The sequence below is a fragment of the Ornithinimicrobium sp. CNJ-824 genome, from assembly GCF_001942405.1.
GTDB classification, from domain to species: domain Bacteria; phylum Actinomycetota; class Actinomycetes; order Actinomycetales; family Dermatophilaceae; genus Ornithinicoccus; species Ornithinicoccus kibberensis.
This window is the reverse complement of the sequence record NZ_MKKA01000044.1, coordinates 35439-55670: the sequence shown is the minus strand read 5'-3', so window position 1 is coordinate 55670 and position 20232 is coordinate 35439. Positions and strand designations below refer to the sequence as shown.

The following is a 20232-nucleotide window of genomic DNA, read 5'->3' as shown; positions in this document are numbered from 1 at the left end:
ACCGTGGCCCGATCACGCTGCGCAGGAGGCCGCCATGACCGAGGTGCTCGCCCGACCGCTCATCCTCGTCCGCGGGTTCGGCGGGCTCGACGTCAGCGCAGAGCAGGCCAACCCCTACCAGGGGTTCAACGAGGGCACCGTCTACCCGGGCCGGCGGGGGGACAACTACATCTACGAGGGCTTCCTGCTGCGGGCGATGAAGTCCCGCGACTACCCCTACACCGACGCCACCAACGTCGTCGGCTACTACTCCAGTCCCGTCTCCTCCCCCGGCGGCGACCTGGGCGGCTGGGACCCGGAGGACACCGGCGGCACCGTCGTCGTCGACCACCAGGTGGCCGAGCGCGTGCTGCGGGAGGCGGCCCGGGGCACGCTGTGGGTCTACCGCTTCTACGACCTGTCCCCGCGGTCGTTGCAGCGCTACGGCGAGGGGTTGGCCCGGCTGATCGGGCTGATCCGCAAGGCGGTCGAGCAGAAGGAGCCCGGCGCCTTCGACGGGGTCGACCTCGTCTGCCACAGCATGGGCGGACTCGTCATGCGCGAGGCGATGCTGGCCCTGGACCGGCAGGAGAAGGGGTCGGCCTCCCGGCTGGTGCACCGGGTCGTCACGCTGGGCACGCCGCACCGCGGCATCGCCTTCCAACGGCTGCCCCGCTGGCTCGTGGAGACCCTCCCCGGGGCGAAGTCCGGCTCGGACGAGCTCGCCTCGTTCTCCCCCGACAGCACCCGCTTCCTGGAGCTGGCCGACGTCTTCCCGTTCGAGCGGATCCTCACCGTCGTGGGCACCAACCACCGCAGCTACGCCGTGGGGGCCGCGAGCGTGCTCAACCGGCTCTCGTCCCTGCTCGACGAGGGGACGCTGGCCACCAACCGCAGCGACGGCCTCGTCAAGCACTCCTCCGCCCAGCTGCCCGGCGCCCCACGGACCTTCGTGCACAAGAGCCACGGCGGCTTCGACTCGGTGGTCAACTCCCGGGAGACCTACGAGATCGCCATGCGCTTCCTGCACGGCACGCACCAGGTCTCCATCTGGCTCGAGGAGGCCGAGATCACCCGGGGCGGGGACTGGTTCGGCGACAGCGAGTTCTACTTCGGGGTGAGCATCAAGCCCCGTTACGTCGACTTCGAGCTGTTCCACCAGAGCGCGGAGGCGGAGAACTGCTACGGCCCGTTCAGCCGCGCCGACCTGTCCGACCCGTTGCCGGAGCTCGCCGAGGAGCTGCGGAAGCCGCTGGCCGAGCCGGGCGACCGCACCACCGGGTGGGCCGGGCCGGACCGGCTCATCTGGCAGGGCTGGATCGACGGGCGGATCAAGCCGAGCACGCAGGCGCGGGGCATGGTCTTCCGGCTGGACGTCTACGTCGGCGAGCGCGACTCGCACGGCATCGGGTTCTCCGACAACGTCATCTTCCGCAAGCAGTACTACGTGCAGGTCTTCCCCGGCACCTCCGCCGAGCTGTTCCTGCACACCGGGGAGCAGTACCTCAGCGCGCGGGGCGAGAACGACCTCGAGCGCCTCCGGCAGGTCGCCGCTGACCACGCCCACCTGGGCGTCAAGGCCCCCGTGCTGCACCTGCAGGAGGTGGGCGTGCGTCCCGGCTGGTCCTTCGCGGTCGAGGGCACCGGCTTCAGCGCCCGGATGCGGGTGGCGATCGCCGCCAACCGGGACCACCGCGGCTGACGCCTCCTGCTCACCACCCCGCGGGTATGACGAGGCTCGCCTCGACCATCGCCGCCCGGACCCGTTCCCGCACGGCGGGATCGGTGAGCCGGCGGTGGTCCAGGTCCTCCCGCAGGCCGGGCCCCAGGCGCGCGGCCAGCCAGCCCAGCACCTCGCCCTGGTCGAGCAGGTCCAGGGGCGTCCCGCCCTCGCCGAGCACCCCGTGGACCGAGGTGTAGACCTGCGCCGCCGTGCGCTCCCCGGTCCGGTCGAGCCGGACCCGCCGGTAGTTGGGCTCGGTCCCGTCCACCCGGGCCAGCTGGGCCTCGTCGAACCAGCACACGACGAACGTCCCGGCCCCCACGTCGGTCCCCGGACGGGCCCGCACGGGGGCGGCCGCGACATACCCCCGGGCACTGACGTGGGCCGAGTGCCCGACCTGGAGGCCCTCGACCCTCGTCAGGGTCATCGGCAGGCCGGTCCCCAGGAGCCCGCCCAGCTTGGCCCGGAGCACGGTCGGCGAGGCGTTGGAGCCGACGGCCACGACCGGCGTGCGCCCCTGCAGGTCCGGTGCGTCCTCGACGAACCCCGCAGGACCCAGGACCCCGGGGCGGGCAGGCTCGGGCCAGGGGTAGCCGCGGGGGTCCGGGTGGGCCGCCGGCACGTCGGCTACCCCCGGTGCGCGACGTCCACGGCCCGGGCCCACGCCGCCACGTCGGCCGACAGCTCGGGGGAGGCCACGCCCGGGTCGAGCAGCTCGGCGATGCGGGGGGCGGCCACCCGCTCCCCGCTGCCGCGGGTGAGGAAGCGTCCGGCGACCAGGCCGCGGGCATGCAGCCGGTCGCCGCGCTCGAACCGCTGCTCGAGGTAGACGACCCGCTCGTCCCAGCCGAGGACCCGGGTGACGATCTCGAAGCGCTGGCCCAGCGTCAGCGACCGCCGGTAGGTCACCGTCTGGGCGGCGACGACGGGGTACCACCCCTTCTCCCGCAGCGGCGGGAAGCCGCCGACGTCGGCGATGTAGTTGCTGCGCGCCACGTCCATCATCTGCAGGTAGACGCCGTTGTTGACGTGCAGGTAGAAGTCGAGGTCGGCCGGGCGCACCCGCATCCGGGTCACCGACGGGTCGAGCAGACCCTGCCCCGGGACCGGTCGCCGGGGACGGGTGCTGACGCGCATGAGCTGGATCTGCCGGGCCACGGCGTCACCGTACCCGCGACCCGGCGTCGGGTCCGCACACCGCCCCCGCGGGAGCTACCGCAGACCGCCGAGGAGCATCGGGTTGACGCCGAGCTCGGCCATGACGTACCACGCCGTGGCCCCGACGTGCTGCACCTGGAAGTAGCCGAAGCCGAACCCGCTGTCGATCAGGCTGGAGGCCGCCACCACACCGCCGACGCCCAGCGGCGTCCCGCCGACGTGCTGGCCGCCGCCCAGCTCCGCCTGGGCCAGGCGCACCTGGTCGAGGAGCCGGTTGGCCCGGGCCCGGTCCCGAGATGCGTGCCGGTCAGCCAGCGCGGTGGCCAGCTGCGCGGTGCCCTCCAGCCAGACGCCCTCGGGGTCGACCTGCATCCCGTTGTAGGTGCCCGTCGAGATCAGGCTCGCCGAGCTGAAGGTCACCCCGGAGATGCTCACCCCGGGCGGCAGCTGGGAGTTCGGCGACGACGGGGTGTCCGTGGTCGCGAGGGCGCCGGCGGCCCAGTCCACGGACGCGGCGTACCTGTCGTCCTGCAGGGCCAACCAGCTCCACGTCTGCGGGTCGAGCGGCAGCGGTTCCTGGTTGACCGTCGAGCCGTCGTTGGACCCCGTGTAGAAGAAGCCGCCCTCCGGCTCCCACATGCGCTCGACCAGGCTCCGCGCACGGGCGACCGCCTCCAGCCACGCCGGGTCGCCGTCGACCTGGTGCAGCATGGTGAAGAAGGACACCGCGTCGATGTTGTGCTCGGTGGAGACGTTGGGGACGGGCCGGTCCGCTCCGTCCACGCCGAACCGGAAGCCGCCGAGCGTGCCCGGGTTGACCGCCCGGGTGGTGATCCACCGTGCGATCCGCTGCGCGCCGCGGAGGTATGCGGTGTCCCCGGTCGCGTCGTGCAGCTGGACCAGCGCGATGCCGGGCCAGGCCATGTCGCCGACGGCCGTGCCGAGGAAGCCGAACTGCCAGCCGATGTTGGCGGTGCCGTCGGGCAGCACCAGCCGTACGGGTTGGGGACTCCGTCGTAGAAGGTGTAGGGCCCCACGTTGTAGCCCTGGCGCAGCCGTCCGTCGTCGTGGGCGGGGTCGTGGGTCTGGGCGAAGACCAGTCCGTCCCCGATCGTGCGGGCGAGGTCGTGCCGGCCCGCGGCGAGGGCGGCGACGGTCGCAAGGGCCGAGTCGTAGACGAAGGCGGTCGAGAAGAGGCCGAGCTCGTCGGCGTAGCTCTGCGGCAGGCGGGGCGCGTCGGTGAGGTCGGGGTAGGCGTCGGTCGTCACGCGCAGGAAGTCGACCGCCGACCGCAGGCCGGGTCGGCCCCGCGGGGCGGCGGCCCGCAGGAGGTCGCCCGGCGCGCCGGACGCGGCGACCGCGGACGAGGCGCCCGCGAGCGTCGCCGCGCCGATCGTGGCGGCGGTGAGGAAGGTCCGGCGTCCCAGCTGGGGACGGTGGGGCAGCAGGGTCATGAGAACTCCGTCGTCGTCGAGACCGAACGGCCGAGCGTTCCCGGAGGAGGGCCGTCCCTGATGTCGAGAGCCTATTGTGAGAGCGCTCTCACGCACAAGCGTCCGACACCGGGTCCTACCGGTCACACGGACGACGCGGGAGGCAACCGCCCTCAGGCGGTGCCGCCCTCGACCAGCCGGGTCGGCAGCACCTCCGGCCGCACCGGCTCGCCCCGCAGCAGCTGCAGGAGCAGCTCGGTGGCGCGGGCGGCCATCTGCGACACCGGGTTGGCCACGGTCGTCAGCGGGGGCCTGGTCATCGCCGCGGCCGTGGAGGCGTCGAACCCCACGATGGCCATGTCCTGCGGCACCCGACGCCCGGCTGCCTGCAGCTCTGCCATCGCCGCGGCCGCCATGAGGTCCGAGGCCACGAAGATGCCGTCCACGTCCGGGTGGGCGGCCAGGAGCCGGCGCACGGCCTCGGCCCCGCCCTGCGGGGTGAAGTCGCCGTGCTGGACCGCGTCGGTGGGCATCCCGGCCTCGATGAGCGCGTCGCGCCACCCCGCCAGCCGGTCGATGCCGGCCGCCATGTCGGTGGGCCCGGTGACGGTGCCGATCCGGCGGCATCCCCGCTCGATGAGCCGGCGGGCCGCCAAGCGGCCGCCGTCCCGGTTGTCGACGTCGACGTAGGCGAAGGAGGTGTCCTCGGTCAGCGGCCGGCCCACGAACACGGTCGGCAGGCGGGTCTCGGTGAGGACCGAGACCAGGCCGTCGCCGCGGTGGGCGCTGACCACGATGACGCCGTCGGTGTGCCCGGCCCGCAGGTAGCGCTCCATCCGCTCGGCGTCCCGCTCCGGCTCCCCCATGAGCAGGACCATCTGCAGGGGCGTCCCGGCAAGCCGCTGGCTCACCCCGCGCAGCATCCCGCTGAAGAACGGGTCGGCGAAGATGCGCTCGTCGGGCTCCTGGACGAGGACGGCGACCGAGTCCGGCTCCCGGACGACGAGCGAGCGCGCGGCCCGGTTGGGGAGGTAGCCCAGCTCGGCGACCGCCGCCGTCACCGAGGTCCTGGCCGACTCCCGCACGCGCGGGTCGCCGTTGACGACCCGCGAGGCGGTCGCCCGCGACACCCCGGCCCGGGCGGCGACGTCCTCCAGCGTCGGCGGTCGTCGCGCGCTCACTCAGGTCCTCACTGCCCTGGGGCCCCTGCCCCGTTCCCGTTGATCCGCCCCGATCCTGCCACGTCGGCGTACCAGCGGGCGCTCGCCTTGGGGATGCGCTCCTGCGTGTCGTAGTCGACCCGGACGATGCCGAACCGCTTGGTGTAGCCCCAGGCCCACTCGAAGTTGTCGAGCAGCGACCAGACGAAGTAGCCGTCGACGTCCGCGCCGCACTCGATGGCGTCGTGCACGGCCCGCAGGTGGCCGTCCAGGTAGGCCACCCGGTCTTCGTCCTGGACGGCGCCGGCCTCGTCCGGGCGGTCGTCGGCGGCGGCACCGTTCTCGGTCACCGCGAGGGAGACCCCCAGGGGCCCGGTGTAGTCCTTGTGCAGGCGGAGCAGGAGGTCGGCGAGGCCGTCCGGGGAGATCTCCCACCCCATGTCGGAGACGGGTATGCCGCGCCGCACCGAGGCCACGTGCTCGGACCCGACCGAGGGCGAGGGCAGGTCGTACCGGCGGGCCTGGGCCGCGGCCACGGGCGCCCGGTCCGGGGGGCACCCGGCGGTGACGGCCTGGGACGCGTAGTAGTTGACCCCCAGGACGTCGATCGGTGTGGACACCACGTCCAGGTCGCCGTCGTGCACGAGGTCGCCCGGCCACAGCTCCCCGAGGTCCTCGAGCACGTCCTGGGGGTAGGCCCCCAGGGTGATCGGCTCGACGAAGAACCGGTTGGCCAGTCCGTCGATGCGCCGGGCGGCGTCCTGGTCCCGCTCGGACGCGGGGTCGAGGGGGTGGGTGCCGGTGAAGTTCAGCGTCAGGCCCAGGCTGAGCTCGGGGTCCCGCCGACGCAGCTCCCGGGTGGCCAGCCCGTGCCCCAGCAGCAGGTGGTGGGCGGCCCGCAGGGCCGCCTGCGGCTCGGTCCGCCCGGGCGCGTGCACGCCCGCGGCATACCCGAGGAAGGCCGAGCACCAGGGCTCGTTGAGCGTGGTCCAGTAGTGCACCCGGTCGCCGAGCGCGTCGTGCACGGCGGCGGCGTAGTCGACGAACCGCAGCGCGGTGTCGCGCTCGGGCCAGCCGCCGGCGTCCTCGAGGACCTGGGGCAGGTCCCAGTGGTAGAGCGTCAGCCACGGCGTGACCCCTGCCCCGAGCAGCTCGTCGACCAGCCGCGAGTAGAAGTCCAGGCCCGTGGGGTTGACGGTGCGCCCGTCGGGCATGACCCGCGGCCAGGCCAGCGAGAACCGGTAGGCCGAGAGGTTGAGGTCGCGCATGAGCGCGACGTCCTCGCGGTAGCGGTGGTAGTGGTCGCAGGCGACGGATCCGTCGTGACCGTGCAGGACGGCGCAGGGCCGCCGGGCGAAGGTGTCCCAGATGCTGTCGGACCGGCCGTCGGCGTCAACGGCTCCCTCGATCTGGTAGGAGGCGGTGGCCGCGCCCCAGAGGAAGTCGTCCGGGAAGGACAGGGGAGCGCTGGTCATTGCTTGACGGCTCCTTGCATGATGCCGGACACGAGCTGGCGGCCGGCGAAGATGAACAGCAGGATGAGCGGGATGGTGGCCAGGACGGCCCCCGCGAGGACGAGCGAGTAGTCCACGTAGTGCGCCGCCTGCAGCTGCTGCAGCGCCACGGGCAGGGTGGGGTTGGAGGGGCCCAGCACGATGAAGGGCCAGAAGAAGTTGGTCCACGTGGCCACGAAGGTGAACAGCCCGAGCATGGACGCGGCCGGCCGGGCCGCGGGCAGCCCCACGTGCCAGAACGTGCGGAACATGCTGGCCCCGTCGACGCGGGCGGCCTCGATGAGCTCGGTGGGCACCGCCTGGCTGAGGTACTGCGTCATCCAGAAGACGCCGAAGGCCGTCACCAGGGCCGGGACGATGACCGCCGTCAGCTCGCCGGTCCAGCCCAGCCGGGCCATCACCTGGTAGAGCGGGACCACGCCCAGCTGGGTCGGCACCGCCATCGTGGCGATGACGAAGACCAGCAGCGGCTTGGAGCCGCGGAAGCGCAGCTTGGCGAAGGCGTAGCCGGCCAGGGTGGAGAAGAAGACCACCGAGGCGGCGACCGTGGTGGAGACGATGATCGAGTTCAGCGTCGCCTTCCAGAAGGGCACCGTGTCCAGGACCGTCGCGGCGTTGACCAGGAAGTTGCCTCCGGGCAGCAGCGGGAACCGGGTGCGGGCCAGGACGGTGGAGTCGTGGCTGGCGATGACGAATGACCACCACAGCGGGAACATGCTGCCGAGGACGACCGCCGCGAGCAGCCCGTAGACGGTCCAGCCTGGGCGCCTCATGTGCGCCTCCCCTCGTCGTGGGCGATCCGTCGGGTCAGCAGGAAGTTGACGATGCCGAACACGACGATGAGCAGGAACAGGAGGACGGCCACGGCCGAGGCCATGCCGAAGTCGGCCCGGGTCCAGCCGAGCTCGTAGAGGTAGATGGTCAGCGTCTGCCACTGCTGGTCGGCGCCCCCACGGCCGAACTGGTCGTACATCTTCGGCTCGTCGAAGATCTGCAGGCCCCCGATGGTGGAGGTGATGATGACGAAGATGATGGTGGGGCGCAGCATCGGCACGGTGACCGACCAGAACTGCCGCCACGCGTTGGCCCCGTCGATCGCGGCCTGCTCGTAGAGGTCCCGCGGGACCGCCTGCATGGCGGCCAGCAGGATCAGCGCGTTGTAGCCGGTCCAGCGGAAGTTGACCATGGTGGCGATCGCGACGTGGCTGGCCAGCCGGTCGGAGTGCCAGCGGACCGGGTCGAGGCCGACCGTCTGCAGCAGGGCGTTGACCAGGCCGAAGCGGTCGGCGAAGAGGTTGGAGAAGATGAGGGCCACCGCCACCGGCGCCACGACGTAGGGCAGCAGGACGCCCATCCGCCACACCGTCTTGGCCCGCAGGTTGCGGTCGAGCAGGGCCGCGATCGCCAGCGCCGCCAGGATCTGCGGCACCGAGGAGAGCAGGAAGATGCTGACGGTGTTGGCCAGGGCCCGCCAGAAGCCGCGGCCGGTGAGGACGTCGACGTAGTTGGCCATCCCGACGAACTCGCCCTTGCCCATGATCTGGTCCCAGTCGTGCATCGCGACCCACCCGGTGTAGCCGAGCGGGAAGAGACCGGTGACGAGGAAGAGCAGGAAGAACGGGGCGATGTACAGGTACGGCGAGACCCGGGCGTCGAGGCGCCCGAACCGGCCGGCCCGGCCCCGGCCCGCGCGCCGTGGCGGGGCCGGGACCGGGGGCGCCGGTGGTGGCGGCGCGGTGGTGGTGGCTCCCACGGTCAGCCCAGCGACTCCACGGCGTCGGCGAACTTCGCCCAGCTGCTGTCGGGGTCGTCGGTGCCGTCGACGTCGACGCGGGTGATCGCGTCCTGGATCGCGGTGTTGATCTCGAAGTAGTGCGGGCCCTTGTGCGGCATCATCGTGACCGCCTCGGCGCGGTCGGCGAGGATCTGCCCGGTCGGCGCGTCGTTGAAGAAGGGGTTGGTGGAGTCGAGCAGGACGTCGGACTCCAGCGCCTCCACCTGGCTGGGGAAGGTGCCCTTCGCCTCGAACGCCTTGATCTGCTGCTCGGGGGCGGTCAGGCGGCCAGCTTCTTGGCCTCCTCGACGTTCTCGCCCTGGGCCGGCACGGTGAGGTAGGAGCCGCCCCAGTTGCCGCCGCCGCCGGGGAAGACGTTGGCCACGTCCCAGCCCTCGACGCCCGCGGCGTTGCCCTCGATGACGCCGAGCATCCAGCCCGGGCAGAGCATGGTGGCGAACTCGTCGCCCTGGAAGGCCGAGGCCCAGTCGGCGCTCCACTGGCCCAGGCCGGCGGAGAGCTCGTCGTCGACGGAGGCGGACAGGACCTGGTCGTAGAGCGCCCGGACCTCGGGGTTCTCCAGGGCGATGATCTCGTCGTTCTCGTCCTCGTAGGCGTAGTCGACCTGGTTGATCATCCCCTGCCACAGGGCACCGGCGGAGTCGTACCAGGCGGCGTCGGAGCTCGCGACGAACTCCTCGCCCACGGCGAAGTAGTCCTCCCAGGTCTCGCCCAGCAGCTCGGCGACCTCGTCCCGGTCGCTCGGCAGCCCGGCCTCCTCGAAGAGGTCGGCGCGGTAGCAGACCGCCTCCGGGCCGATGTCGGTGCCGTAGCCCATGAGGGTGCCGTCCTCGAGGGTGACCGCCTCGGTCTTCCAGTCCAGCCAACGGCCCTCGAGCTCGGGGTCGTTCAGGTCGGCGAACTTGTCGGGGTACTGCTTGAACTCGGTGACCCAGTCGACCTCCATGGCCTCGATGTCGGCGGCCCCGGAGTTGGCGCCCAGGCTGTTGCGCAGGGCGGCGCGGGCGTTGTCGGCGGTGTCGGCCTTGACGTGCTCGACGGTGACGCCGGGGTTGGCGGCCTCGTACTCCTCGAGCAGCTCCTCGTAGCCGAACTCGTTGAAGGTGGCCACGCTGAGGGTCACCTCCTCGCCGCCTCCGGCGGCCGCGGTGCCGCCGTCGTCGTCGCCCGCGTCGGTGGCCGTCCCGTCCGCCCCGCCGCCGCAGCCGGCGAGCACGAGGCCGAGCGCCGCGCTCGAGGCGAGGAGGTAGTAGGTGTTCTTGCTGCGCTGCATGCCGAGCTCCTTTGGTCCAGGTGGAGCGCCCGACTCCCTTGTCTCGCCGTGAGAGCGCTCTCACGACTCACTATGAGGGTGCCGCCCACCCCCTGTCAACCCCCTGCCTCCCCCGGAGGCTGCTAGCGTCGTCGACCATCTCGGGACCCCCGGTCGAGGAGCAGCGATGGACCCGACGCACGCACGACACGTCCCCCCGCCCCGGCACGCCCTCGTCCTGCCGAACCCCGCCGTGGGTGACGACGCCCCGGCGATGGTGGAGTATGCCGTCGCCGCCGAGGAGTCGGGGTGGGACGGGGTCTTCCTGTGGGACGTGCTGGTCTGGCCCGCCGCCCCGGACGACCTGGGGCGGGCGGGCGACCCCGAACCCTTCCGGCCCGAGGAGTACGCCGCCCAGATCGACCCGATCATCACCCTGGCCGGCATCGCCACCCGCACCGACCGGATCGCCCTGGGGACCTGGATCGTGCCCGCGGCCAGGCGCCAGCCCTGACAGCTGGCCAAGGACCTGGCGACGCTGGACCGGCTCTCCCACGGCCGGGTGGTGCTCGGAGTCGGCCTGGGCCGCCGCGCCGAGTACGACCTCTTCGGCGAGGAGTGGGACCCCCGGAGGATCGCCCGCCGCTACGACGAGACCCTGGAGCTGCTGGCGCGGTTCTGGAGCGGCGAGCGGGTGACCTTCCACGGCGAGTTCTTCGACGTCGACGACGTGGCCCTGCTCCCCACGCCCGAGCAGCGTCCCCGCATCCCGGTCCTCGTGGCGGCGTTCTGGCCCAACCGCAGGCCGGTCCGCCGGGCCGCCCGGTGGGACGGGCTCATGCCCGTCGTCGACCCCGACCCGGACGGACCGGACCTGACCGCGCTGATGACCTACTACCGCGAGGTGGCCGACGAGCCCGGCGAGGTCTTCCTCTACGTCGACGGCGCGGGCCTGACCGACGCCCGGGTCGACTCCTACCGCGACCTCGGGATCACCTGGCTGGCGTCCGACTGCATCTCGGGCGGGCGGTCCACGGAGGAGAACCTCGAACTGGTCAGGAGGGGACCGCCGCCTGGTGAGCGGCCCCGCGTCGCCCCGGCCGGGAGGCCGTGCGATTCTCGTCCCATGACCACCGAGACCCGCACCGCCGCAGCCGTCTCCCCCGCCGACATCGAGAACGGCCGGCGGGCCTACGAGCTGGACCGCGCCCACGTCTTCCACTCCTGGCAGGCCCAGGCCCTCTTCCAGCCGATGACCGTGCTGGCCGCCTCCGGCTCCCACGTCTGGGACGGGGAGGGCAACCGGCTGCTCGACCTGTCCTCCCAGCTGGTCTACACCAACATCGGCCACCAGCACCCCGCCGTGGTGGCCGCCATCCAGGAGCAGGCCGGCCGCCTGTGCACCATCGCCCCGCAGCACGTCAACGACATGCGCTCCGAGGCCGCCCGGCTCGTCGCCGAGCTGACCCCGCAGGGGCTGGAGACGGTCTTCTTCACCAACGGCGGGGCCGACGCCAACGAGCACGCCATCCGGATGGCCCGCCTGCACACGGGGCGGCAGAAGGTGCTGTCGGCCTACCGCAGCTACCACGGCGGCACCCAGCTGGCGGTCAACGTCACCGGCGACCCGCGGCGGTTCGCCAACGACTACTTCGGCGAGGGGGTCGTGCACTTCATGCCGGCCTACACCTACCGGAGCTACTTCGGCTCCACCACCGAGGAGGAGGAGTCCGAGCGGGCGCTGCGCCACCTGGAGGACATGATCCTGCTGGAGGGCCCGCAGAACATCGCCGCCCTCATCCTGGAGACGATCCCCGGCACCGCCGGCATCTACCTGCCGCCGCCCGGCTACCTCGCCGCGTCCGGGAGCTGACCCGCCGGCACGGCATCGTCCTCATCGCCGACGAGGTGATGGCCGGCTTCGGCCGCAGCGGCGCCTGGTTCGCGTTCGACCACTGGGACCTCACCCCGGACCTGATCACCTTCGCCAAGGGGATCAACTCCGGCTACGTGCCGCTGGGCGGCGTGGTGATCAGCGACGAGATCGCGGCCACCTTCGCCGAGCGCGTCTACCCCGGCGGGCTGACCTACTCCGGCCATCCGCTGGCCTGCGCCGCCGCGGTGGCCACCATCACCGCGATGCGCGAGGAGGGCATGGTCGAGAACGCCGCCCGCCTGGGCCGGGAGGTCATCGGACCCCGCCTGCGAGAGATCGCCGAGCGCCACCCCAGCGTCGGCGAGGTCCGCGGCGTCGGCTGCTTCTGGGCGGTCGAGCTCGTCAAGAACAGGGAGACCAGGGAGCCGCTGGCCCCCTACGGCGGCAGCTCGCCCGCGATGACCGAGCTGACCAAGGCCCTCAAGGACGGCGGGGTGCTGCCGTTCGTCAACTTCAACCGGGTGCACGTGGTCCCGCCGCTGAACATCGCCGACGAGGACCTGCTCGCCGGCCTGGCCGTGCTCGACGAGGCGCTCGAGGTGGCCGACGCCCACACGGTGTGAGGCGCCGACCCTCACCTCAGCCCTTCGGGTCCGCCAGCAGCCGCGCCTTGGCCGCGGCAAACTCCTCGTCGGTCAGCGCTCCCCGCTCGTGCAGGTCGGCCAGCGCCCTGAGGTGCACCACCAACGGGTGGTCCGACCGGACCGGTGGACTGCCGGGCCACGGGACGTCGTCCTCCGGCGGCCCGCCCTCCCGGTCCCGCCCGCCGACCGGGGGTGCACCCACGGGGATCAGGGGCATCCCCGCAGGACCGGTACGCGCCAGCACCTCCTCCAGCCGGATGAACGTCTGCCCGTTGTAGGTCAGCGTCCCCAGGTTGACCTCGTCCACGTCCACGCCGATGACTGCCGTCACCAGCCCGGCGCTGAACACCTTCTCCCGCTCGATGCGGACGTCGGTGACCCGGGCGCGGTCGACCTCGTCGACGACCGGCATGCCCACGTGCTGGTCGCCCAGCGTCAGCAGCCGCCGGTCCGTCACGACGAGCAGCGCCACCGATCGTCGGAACCGGGTCACGGGGAACATCCCGAGCACCGCCTCCCCCGGGAGCAGGTTGAGCCGCAACGACTGGCGGGCGACCGGCAGCAGCCACCGCACCTTGGGGTCGACGTACGCCGTGTCCTCGACCGGCCACCCGGACGTCTGCTCCCGCACGCGCCTTCCTCCCTGGATCTCGTCCGACCACGGTCCCCCCGTGGCGCGACGTCGACCCTACCGCCGCGTGGACGGCCCGTCGGCGCCGCCGGTTCCGCCGGACCGCGCGGTGAACCGCACCTCCTGCCCCGGCCGCAGCTGGGCGCACCGGTCGACCGCCTCGTCGTCGACGTAGGCCACGACCGGGTAGCCGCCGGTCACCGGGTGGTCGGCCAGGAAGAGCACCGGCTGCCCCGACGGCGGGACCTGCACCGCGCCGCGCAGCATCCCCTCGCTCGTCAGCTCCCCCTCCTGCGCCCTGGTCAGCGGCTGGCCCTCGAGCCGGACCCCGACCCGGTTTGACCGGCTGTCGACGACGTAGGTCTGGGACAGGAACTGCCCCCAGGCCTCGTCGTCGATCCAGTCGCGCCGCGGCCCCGCGGTCACCGGCACGACGAGCAGGTCGTTCGTCGGCTCCGGCACGGGGGCCACGTCGACGCCCGGCACCGGCCGGGGCGTGGTCCCCACGGGCAGCTCGTCGCCGGCCTCGACCACCTTCGGTCCCAGCCCGGAGAGCACGTCGGTCGCCCGGCTGCCGAGCACCGGCTCCACGTCGATCCCCCCGCGCACCGCGACATACGTGCGCAGACCAGCCTCGGGTATGCCGAGGCGCAGCTCCTCCCCGGCGCGCAGGTGGGTGGGACCCAGGTGGGGTGCGCCCGGGCACCGGGCCCCGGTGGTGACGACGACGACGTCCTCGTCGGTGGTCAGCACCAGCCCGCCGAGGGTCACCTCCAGGGTGGCCAGCGTCGGGTGGTTGCCGACGAGCGCGTTGGCCAGCCGGTGGGCACCACGGTCGCAGCAGCCGGACCGGCCGATGCCCAGGGCGGCCTGCCCGAGCGCCCGAAGTCCTGCACGGTGGTCAGCGCCCCCGCCTCCACGACGGTGAGCGTGGTCACGGTCGCTCCACGAAGCGCACGGGCGTGCCGGGCAGGAGCAGCGACGGCGGGTCCCGGTCGAGGTCGAACATCTCCACGAGGGCGTGGCCCACGAGCTGCCAGCCGCCGGGCGACTCCCGGGGGTAGACGGCCGTGAACTCCCCCGCCAGCGCCAGCGCACCGGCCGGCACCCGGGTGCGCGGCGAGGAGCGGCGCGGGGTGTCCCAGGCGAACCGCGTGCCGGCGATGTAGCCGAAGCCGGGGGCGAACCCGCAGAACGCGACGGTCCACTCCTCCTCCTGGTGGCGGCGGACCAGCTCCTCCGGCGACCACCCCAGCGCCTCGGCGGCGTCGTGCAGGTCCTCACCGTCGTAGCGGACCGGCACCTCGACGGGCTCGCGCTCGGTGCCCGCGTGCTCCCCCGGGCCGACCTGGCGCACCTGCTGCTCCAGCTCGCGCAGGTCGGTGCCGCGGTCGGCCACGACGAGGATCGTGCGTCCGGCGGGGACCAGGTCCAGGACCGGCAGCTCCGTCTCCTGGAGCGCGGCGTAGCGGGCCAGCACCTCCTCGAGGGTGTCCAGCTCCAGCAGCAGCCCGCGGGAGCCGCTCGGCAGCACGCGCACGGCTCAGCCCGCCGGGGCGAACGGGGCCAGGGTGACGCCGGCGCCCTCGAGCGCGGTGCGCACGCGGCGGGCGATCTCGACCGCCCCGGGGGTGTCGCCGTGCACGCAGATGGAGTGCGGGTGCAGCGTCAGGGGGTCGCCGTTGACGTCGGAGATCGGCTCGCCGGTGGCCATGGCGACGCACCGGCGGGCGATCTCCTCGGGGTCGTGCAGCACCGAGCCCTCCCGGCTGCGCGGCACGAGGTGGCCCTCGGGGGTGTAGGCCCGGTCGGCGAAGGCCTCGTGCGCGGTCGGCACCCCCGCCTCCTCCGCGAGCCGGAGGACCACCGACCCGGGCAGCCCCATGAGCACCAGGTGGGCGTCGAACTCGTGCACGGCCCGCACCACCGCCCGGGCCTGCTCCTCGTGGGTGACGATCGCGTTGTAGAGACCGCCGTGCGGCTTGACGTAGGTGACCCGGTGGCCGTGCCGCCGGGCCATCCCGTCGAGGGCGCCGATCTGGTAGATCACCTCGTCGGTCAGCACGCCCGGCTCCATGTCGATGAACCGGCGCCCGAAGCCGGTGTGGTCGCGGTAGGCCACGTGCGCCCCGATCGCCACGTCGAGGGCGGCCGCCCGTGCGGTGACCTCGCGCATGATCGGCGGGTCGCCGGCGTGGAAGCCGCAGGCGACGTTGGCGCTGGTGACGATGGACAGCAGCGCCTCGTCGTCGCCCATGGACCAGCTGCCCATGCCCTCGCCGAGGTCGGAGTTCAGGTCGATGGTCATGTCGCTCACCCCGTGACGAGCTCGATGGCGGGCCGGACCGAGTTGACGGCCAGGTAGATGGTCACCAACCAGGCCACGGTGCCGATGCCGGCCAGCCACTTCGGGTAGTCGTAGCCGTGCAGGAGGTCGCGCCGTCGCCAGGCCACCCACATCATGACACCGATGCCGACCGGCAGCAGGATGCCGTTGAAGGCGCCGGCGAAGACCAGCAGCTGGGCGGGGGCCGCGCCGATGGCCAGGAAGAGCACGGTCGAGAGCACGATGAAGCCGACCACCAGGATGTTGGTCGTGCGCGGCGGGGTCTTGGTCCGGGAGGTCAGGAAGGTGATCGTCGTGTAGGAGACGCCGATGACGCTGGTCAGCGCCGCGGCGGAGAAGACGACCCCGAACAGGCGGTAGCCGACGTTGCCGGCCGCGGCCTGGAAGGCGCTGGCGGCCTGGCTGGCCGGGTCGAGCTCGGCACCCGTGCTGACCACGCCGAGGATCGCCAGGAAGAGGATGACCCGCATGACGCCGGTGACGATGATGCCGGTGGCGGCGCTGCGGGTGATCTCCCGCAGGTGGGCCTCGCCGCTGACGCCGGCGTCGAGGAGCCGGTGGGCGCCGGCGTAGATGATGTAGCCGCCGATCGTGCCGCCGATGAGGGTGGTGATGGCCAGCACGCTGACCTGCTCGGGCAGGACCGAGTTGCGCAGCGCGTCGCCGACCGGGGGGCCGGAGGTGACCGCGACGTAGAGGGTCAGCAGGATCATGACCGCACCGAGCAGCACGACGATCCGGTCCATCGCCACCCCCGCCCGCTTGGACAGGAAGATCCCGACCGCCGCGGCGGCCAGGATCACGGCCCCGATCCGCGCGTCCAGGTCGGTCATGATGTTCAGCCCCAGGCCCGCACCGCTGACGTTGCCGATGTTGAAGACGAGGCCGCCGACCAGCAGCAGCCCGGCCATGACGTAGCCCAGCCCCGGCAGCGAGGCGTTGCCCAGCTCCTGGGCCCGCATCCCCGAGACCCCGATGACCCGCCAGACGTTGGTCTGGATCGCGATGTCCACGAGGATCGAGATGACGATCGCGAACGCGAAGGCCGCCCCCAGCTGGACGGTGAAGTTGGTCGTCTGCGTGATGAAGCCCGGCCCGATGGCCGAGGTGGCCATGAGGAAGATGGCCCCCAGCAGCGTGCCCCGGCCGGTGGCCGCAGGCGCGCGGCGTCGGCGGCCTTGTGCGGGGAGTCGTGCAGCTCTGCCATCGACGTCGTCCTGCCTGTGCGGGGCCCAGGGGCGGCCCGGATGTTGCACGACAGTAGTGATTGTTCAACGATCCGTCCAGAGGTGTTGAACAAGTTGTGACCGTGGTCGATGATCGGGGGCATGGGAGCAGGGAGCAGGGGCGGCGGCGGACGGGGCAGCGTCACCCCTACCGCCGCGGGGACCGTGGTGGTCCTCGTGGGCGAGTGGATCACCGAGGGGCGGCTGGCGCCGGGCGACAAGGTGTCCGAGACCTGGGTCGCGGCCGAGTCCGGGGTGTCCCGCAACACCGTGCGCGAGGCCTTCCGGCTGCTGGAGCACGACGGGCTGCTCGTCCACGAGCCCAACCGGGGGGCCTTCGTCCCGCAGGTCACGCCGTTGGACGTGCGCGACATCTACCGGGTGCGCCGCGTCCTTGAGCCGGCGGTCGTGCGCGGGCTCACCGAGCTCGACGTGCCCCGGATGCAGGCGCTCACCGCTGCCGTCGACGCGGCGCGGTCGGCCGCAGCCCGGCAGGACTGGCCGCACGCCGGGTCGGCCAACATGCGCTTCCACCGGTCGCTGGTGGCCCTCGCCGGCAGCGTACGGCTCGACGCCACCATGCGGCGGCTCATGGCCGAGCTGCGCCTCGTCTTCGCCGTGGTCGAGCACCCGGCCGAGCTGTTCGGTCCCTTCGTGGAGCGCAACGCCCGGATCGCCGACCTGCTGCTGTCAGGCCGCTTCCTGGAGGCGGCCACGGCCCTGGAGACCTACCTCGCCGACTCCGAGGACGCCATCCTCACCGCCTTCTCCCGCCAGGAGCTCACCGCATGACCCAGGCCCCCTCCGCCGACCGCCTCGACTCCCCCGCCGCCGCGCGCGCGGCATACCGGGCCGGCCTGGTCTCCCCCACCAGCGGGCACGCACCGGGGTCCACCCAGGCCAACCTCGTCGTCCTGCCGCGTGACTGGGCCTGGGACATGCTGCTGTTCGCCCAGCGCAACCCCCAGCCCGTCCCGCTGCTGGACGTGACCGAGCCGGGGTCACCCCGGACCCCGCTGGCGCCGGAGGCCGACCTGCGCACGGACCTGCCGCTCTACCGGGTGTGGCGCGACGGCGAGCTCGTCGAGGAGGTGCCCGACGTCATGGACCTGTGGCGGGAAGACCTCGTGGCCTTCCTCGTCGGGTGCTCGTTCAGCTTCGAGCGGGCGCTGCTGGACGCGGGCGTGCCCGTGCGCAACATCGAGCAGGGACGCAACGTGGCGATGTACCGCACCGACCGCCCGTGCCGTCCCGCCGGCCGCCTCTCCGGCGAGCTCGTCGTCTCGATGCGCCCGGTGCCGGCCGCCCTGGTGCCCACGGCCGTGCAGGTGACCGCCCGCATGCCGGCCGTCCACGGGGCGCCGGTCCACGTCGGGGCGCCGGAGGCCCTGGGGATCAGCGACCTGGACGCGCCCGACTTCGGCGAGCCGATCGACGCGCGTCCGGGCGACGTGCCGGTCTTCTGGGCCTGCGGGGTGACGCCGCAGGCGGCGCTGATGGCCTCCCGTCCGCCGTTCGCGATCACGCACGCACCCGGGCACATGTTCGTCACCGACGTGCCCGACGGCACCTACCGGCTGCCGTGACGGGCGTCCGGCTGACCGACGGCCCGCTCGGCACCACGCTGGTCCTCGACCGGCCCGCCCGCCGCAACGCGCTCACGCTGGCGATGTGGCAGGACCTGGGTGCGCTCGTGCGCCAGGTCGGGGACGGCCCCGACCCCCTGTATGTCGTGGGGGCCGGCGGGTACTTCTGCTCCGGGGCAGACCTCGACGCCCTGCGGTTCGCCCGGTCCGGCCCCGACCACGCCGAGGAGTTCGTCCACGCGGTCGTCTCCTCGCTGCTGAGCATCCACGCGGTCGACCGGGAGGTGGTGGCCGTCGTCGAGGGCGGCGCGGCCGGCGGCGGGGTGGAGATCATGGCCGCCTGCGACCGGAGGGTCGCGCTCGGGGAGCCGACGCTGGTGTTTCCCTTCGGTCACCACGGGATGACCCTGGATGGCTTCACGCGCTGGCGGCTGCACCGGCTCGTGGGGGACGACGAGGCCGAGCGGCTGGTGGACGGCCGGCACGTCGTGGGCACCGACGAGGCCGTGCGGCTGGGGCTGCTGGACGAGCGGCACGACGACCTCGCGGCGCTGGCGGGCGCCGAGCGGGGACGTCGGGCTGCTGCCCCGGTGGCCCCGGCGGCCCACGGCGAGCGCTACCTCGCGGGGGTCGACGAGCTCCCCGAGGCGGTGTCCCGGGCGGCGGGGCCGATGCTGGCGGCATTCCCACGGCATACCTGAGCCTGGTGCCGGTCGGTGGCGGACCGACCTGTCGCCCCCGACCGATATCGTGCCTCCATGACGCTTCCCCGCCCCGACATCGACCCCGACGGCCTGCTGGAGTACTCGGTCGTCTTCACCGACCTCTCCCTGAACCACATGTCGAAGCGCTTCGTCGGCGTGATGCAGCAGCTGAACGAGGTGCTGAGGAGCACCTACACCGCGGACGCGGTGGCGGTCGTGCCCGGCGGCGGCACCTACGGCATGGAGGCCGTGGCCCGCCAGCTGGCGACCGGGCGTCGAGCGCTGGTCGTGCGCAACGGCTTCTTCTCCTACCGCTGGTCCCAGATCTTCGAGATGGGCGGGATCACCGAGGACGTCACCGTGCTCACCGCACGTCCGACGGCGGACACCTCCCCCTCGCCCTGGGCGCCGCCGCCCGCCGAGGAGGTCGCCGCCGCCATCAAGGAGCACAACCCCCAGATCGTCTTCGCCGCGCACGTCGAGACCTCCGCGGGGATCGTGCTGCCCGACGACTACCTGCGCACGGTGGCGCAGGCCACACACGAGGCCGGTGGCCTGTTCGTGCTCGACTGCATCGCCTCCGGCGCGCTGTGGGTCGACATGAAGGACGTCGGCGTCGACGTGCTCATCACCGCTCCCCAGAAGGGCTGGAGCGGGAGCCCCGGCGCGGCCTACGTGATGGTCAACGAGGAGGCGCGAGAGGCGATCCACGCCACCACGTCGACGAGCTTCTCGGCCGACCTGAAGAAGTGGCTGTCGATCTCCGAGGGCTACGTCGAGGGCAAGCACGCCTACCACGCGACGATGCCCACCGACACCCTGGCGCACAACCTCGAGGTCATGCTCGAGGGGACCCAGCGCGGGCTGCCGGCGCTGCGCGAGGCGCAGGTCGAGCTGGGCGCACGGGTGCGGTCGCTGCTGGCAGAACGCGGCTTCACCTCCGTGGCGGCGGAGGAGTATGCCGCGCCCACCGTCGTCGTCGTCCACACCGACGACCCGGGTCTGAAGTCGGGGGCGAAGTTTGCCGAGGTCGGCCTGCAGGTCGCCGGCGGGGTGCCGCTGATGTGCGGCGAGCCGGAGGACTGGTCGACCTTCCGCCTGGGCCTGTTCGGCCTGGACAAGCTCGGCGACGTCGACGGGACCGTGTCGCGGCTGGCCGAGGGGCTGGACCGGGCGCTGGCGCTGTAGCTGCCCCCCCCCCCTC

Annotated in this window: 19 protein-coding genes and 3 pseudogenes; 8 read left to right on the top strand and 14 right to left on the bottom strand. The window is 72.9% G+C overall.

Annotated elements, in window-relative coordinates; all coding sequences use genetic code 11:
• The first annotated feature begins 34 nt into the window (after positions 1-34).
• A complete protein-coding gene (locus BJF81_RS12105) occupies positions 35-1681 on the top strand; it encodes an esterase/lipase family protein (RefSeq protein ID WP_075958554.1) in 1647 nt (548 codons plus the stop codon).
• A 10-nt stretch (positions 1682-1691) separates the two neighbouring features.
• Here the strand turns inward: BJF81_RS12105 and BJF81_RS12100 are convergent, their stop codons facing one another.
• The 8 genes and pseudogenes from BJF81_RS12100 to BJF81_RS12065 form a co-directional block, all read right to left on the bottom strand.
• On the bottom strand, positions 1692-2324 hold the full coding sequence (locus tag BJF81_RS12100) for a hypothetical protein (protein WP_075958553.1): 633 nt from the start codon (positions 2322-2324) through the stop codon (positions 1692-1694).
• A 5-nt stretch (positions 2325-2329) separates the two neighbouring features.
• Entirely contained in the window at positions 2330-2860 is a 531-nt protein-coding gene (locus BJF81_RS12095; RefSeq protein WP_075958552.1) for an acyl-CoA thioesterase, read from the bottom strand.
• Positions 2861-2914: 54 nt separating this feature from the next.
• Entirely contained in the window at positions 2915-3850 is a 936-nt protein-coding gene (locus BJF81_RS12090; protein WP_237770225.1) for a hypothetical protein, read from the bottom strand.
• Between the two features lie 616 nt (positions 3851-4466).
• On the bottom strand, positions 4467-5474 hold the full coding sequence (locus tag BJF81_RS12085) for a LacI family DNA-binding transcriptional regulator (protein ID WP_075958551.1): 1008 nt from the start codon (positions 5472-5474) through the stop codon (positions 4467-4469).
• Between the two features lie 8 nt (positions 5475-5482).
• Entirely contained in the window at positions 5483-6928 is a 1446-nt protein-coding gene (locus tag BJF81_RS12080; RefSeq protein ID WP_075958550.1) for a GH1 family beta-glucosidase, read from the bottom strand.
• Positions 6925-7740 (bottom strand): carbohydrate ABC transporter permease, encoded by an 816-nt coding sequence (locus BJF81_RS12075; protein ID WP_075958549.1) that lies wholly within the window; start codon positions 7738-7740, stop codon positions 6925-6927. The genes BJF81_RS12080 and BJF81_RS12075 overlap by 4 nt, the downstream gene beginning before the upstream one ends.
• Positions 7737-8720 (bottom strand): carbohydrate ABC transporter permease, encoded by a 984-nt coding sequence (locus BJF81_RS12070; RefSeq protein WP_075958548.1) that lies wholly within the window; start codon positions 8718-8720, stop codon positions 7737-7739. The genes BJF81_RS12075 and BJF81_RS12070 overlap by 4 nt, the downstream gene beginning before the upstream one ends.
• A 2-nt stretch (positions 8721-8722) precedes the next feature.
• Positions 8723-10035 (bottom strand): annotated as a pseudogene (locus BJF81_RS12065) (ABC transporter substrate-binding protein).
• A 166-nt stretch (positions 10036-10201) separates the two neighbouring features.
• Between BJF81_RS12065 and BJF81_RS21585 the strand changes: the two are divergent.
• The 3 genes and pseudogenes from BJF81_RS21585 (at position 10202) to BJF81_RS12050 (ending at position 12513) form a co-directional block, all read left to right on the top strand.
• Entirely contained in the window at positions 10202-10528 is a 327-nt protein-coding gene (locus BJF81_RS21585; protein WP_075958547.1) for an LLM class flavin-dependent oxidoreductase, read from the top strand.
• A 3-nt stretch (positions 10529-10531) separates the two neighbouring features.
• Positions 10532-10852: pseudogene (locus tag BJF81_RS21580) on the top strand (LLM class flavin-dependent oxidoreductase); the annotation flags it as partial.
• A gap of 288 nt (positions 10853-11140) precedes the next feature.
• Positions 11141-12513 (top strand): annotated as a pseudogene (locus BJF81_RS12050) (aminotransferase class III-fold pyridoxal phosphate-dependent enzyme).
• Between the two features lie 16 nt (positions 12514-12529).
• Here the strand turns inward: BJF81_RS12050 and BJF81_RS12045 are convergent.
• Genes BJF81_RS12045 through BJF81_RS12025 form a run of 6 tightly spaced genes read right to left on the bottom strand, consistent with a single transcriptional unit; the run spans position 12530 to position 16627 of the window.
• Entirely contained in the window at positions 12530-13165 is a 636-nt protein-coding gene (locus BJF81_RS12045; protein WP_075958546.1) for an SHOCT domain-containing protein, read from the bottom strand.
• Positions 13166-13222: 57 nt separating this feature from the next.
• Positions 13223-13984: a 5-oxoprolinase subunit C family protein gene (locus tag BJF81_RS12040; RefSeq protein ID WP_237770231.1), complete on the bottom strand. Its 762-nt coding sequence runs from the start codon at positions 13982-13984 to the stop codon at positions 13223-13225.
• The gene (locus BJF81_RS19790) at positions 13933-14103 is read right to left on the bottom strand and encodes a hypothetical protein (RefSeq protein WP_237770236.1); all 171 of its coding nucleotides are present in this window, start codon (positions 14101-14103) and stop codon (positions 13933-13935) included. The genes BJF81_RS12040 and BJF81_RS19790 overlap by 52 nt, the downstream gene beginning before the upstream one ends.
• Positions 14100-14705, bottom strand: coding sequence for a 5-oxoprolinase subunit B family protein (locus tag BJF81_RS12035; RefSeq protein WP_075958545.1), 606 nt, complete (start codon positions 14703-14705; stop codon positions 14100-14102). Before BJF81_RS12035 ends, BJF81_RS19790 begins: the two co-directional genes overlap by 4 nt.
• Positions 14706-14708: 3 nt before the next feature.
• Positions 14709-15473, bottom strand: coding sequence for a LamB/YcsF family protein (locus tag BJF81_RS12030; RefSeq protein WP_075958673.1), 765 nt, complete (start codon positions 15471-15473; stop codon positions 14709-14711).
• A gap of 5 nt (positions 15474-15478) precedes the next feature.
• Positions 15479-16627 carry an NRAMP family divalent metal transporter gene (locus BJF81_RS12025; RefSeq protein ID WP_083664192.1) on the bottom strand — a complete coding sequence of 383 codons (1149 nt, stop codon included), beginning with the start codon at positions 16625-16627 and terminating at the stop codon, positions 15479-15481.
• A 213-nt stretch (positions 16628-16840) separates the two neighbouring features.
• Here BJF81_RS12025 and BJF81_RS12020 point away from each other — a divergent pair, with 213 nt between their 5' ends.
• The 4 genes from BJF81_RS12020 to BJF81_RS12005 are packed head-to-tail and all read left to right on the top strand — an operon-like array spanning position 16841 to position 20216.
• Positions 16841-17530 carry a GntR family transcriptional regulator gene (locus BJF81_RS12020; protein WP_158068679.1) on the top strand — a complete coding sequence of 230 codons (690 nt, stop codon included), beginning with the start codon at positions 16841-16843 and terminating at the stop codon, positions 17528-17530.
• Positions 17527-18324, top strand: coding sequence for a putative hydro-lyase (locus BJF81_RS12015; RefSeq protein ID WP_075958542.1), 798 nt, complete (start codon positions 17527-17529; stop codon positions 18322-18324). Before BJF81_RS12020 ends, BJF81_RS12015 begins: the two co-directional genes overlap by 4 nt.
• Entirely contained in the window at positions 18321-19025 is a 705-nt protein-coding gene (locus BJF81_RS20360) for an enoyl-CoA hydratase/isomerase family protein (protein ID WP_075958541.1), read from the top strand. The genes BJF81_RS12015 and BJF81_RS20360 overlap by 4 nt, the downstream gene beginning before the upstream one ends.
• A 57-nt stretch (positions 19026-19082) precedes the next feature.
• A complete protein-coding gene (locus BJF81_RS12005; protein ID WP_075958540.1) occupies positions 19083-20216 on the top strand; it encodes an aminotransferase class V-fold PLP-dependent enzyme in 1134 nt (377 codons plus the stop codon).
• Positions 20217-20232: the final 16 nt, after the last annotated feature.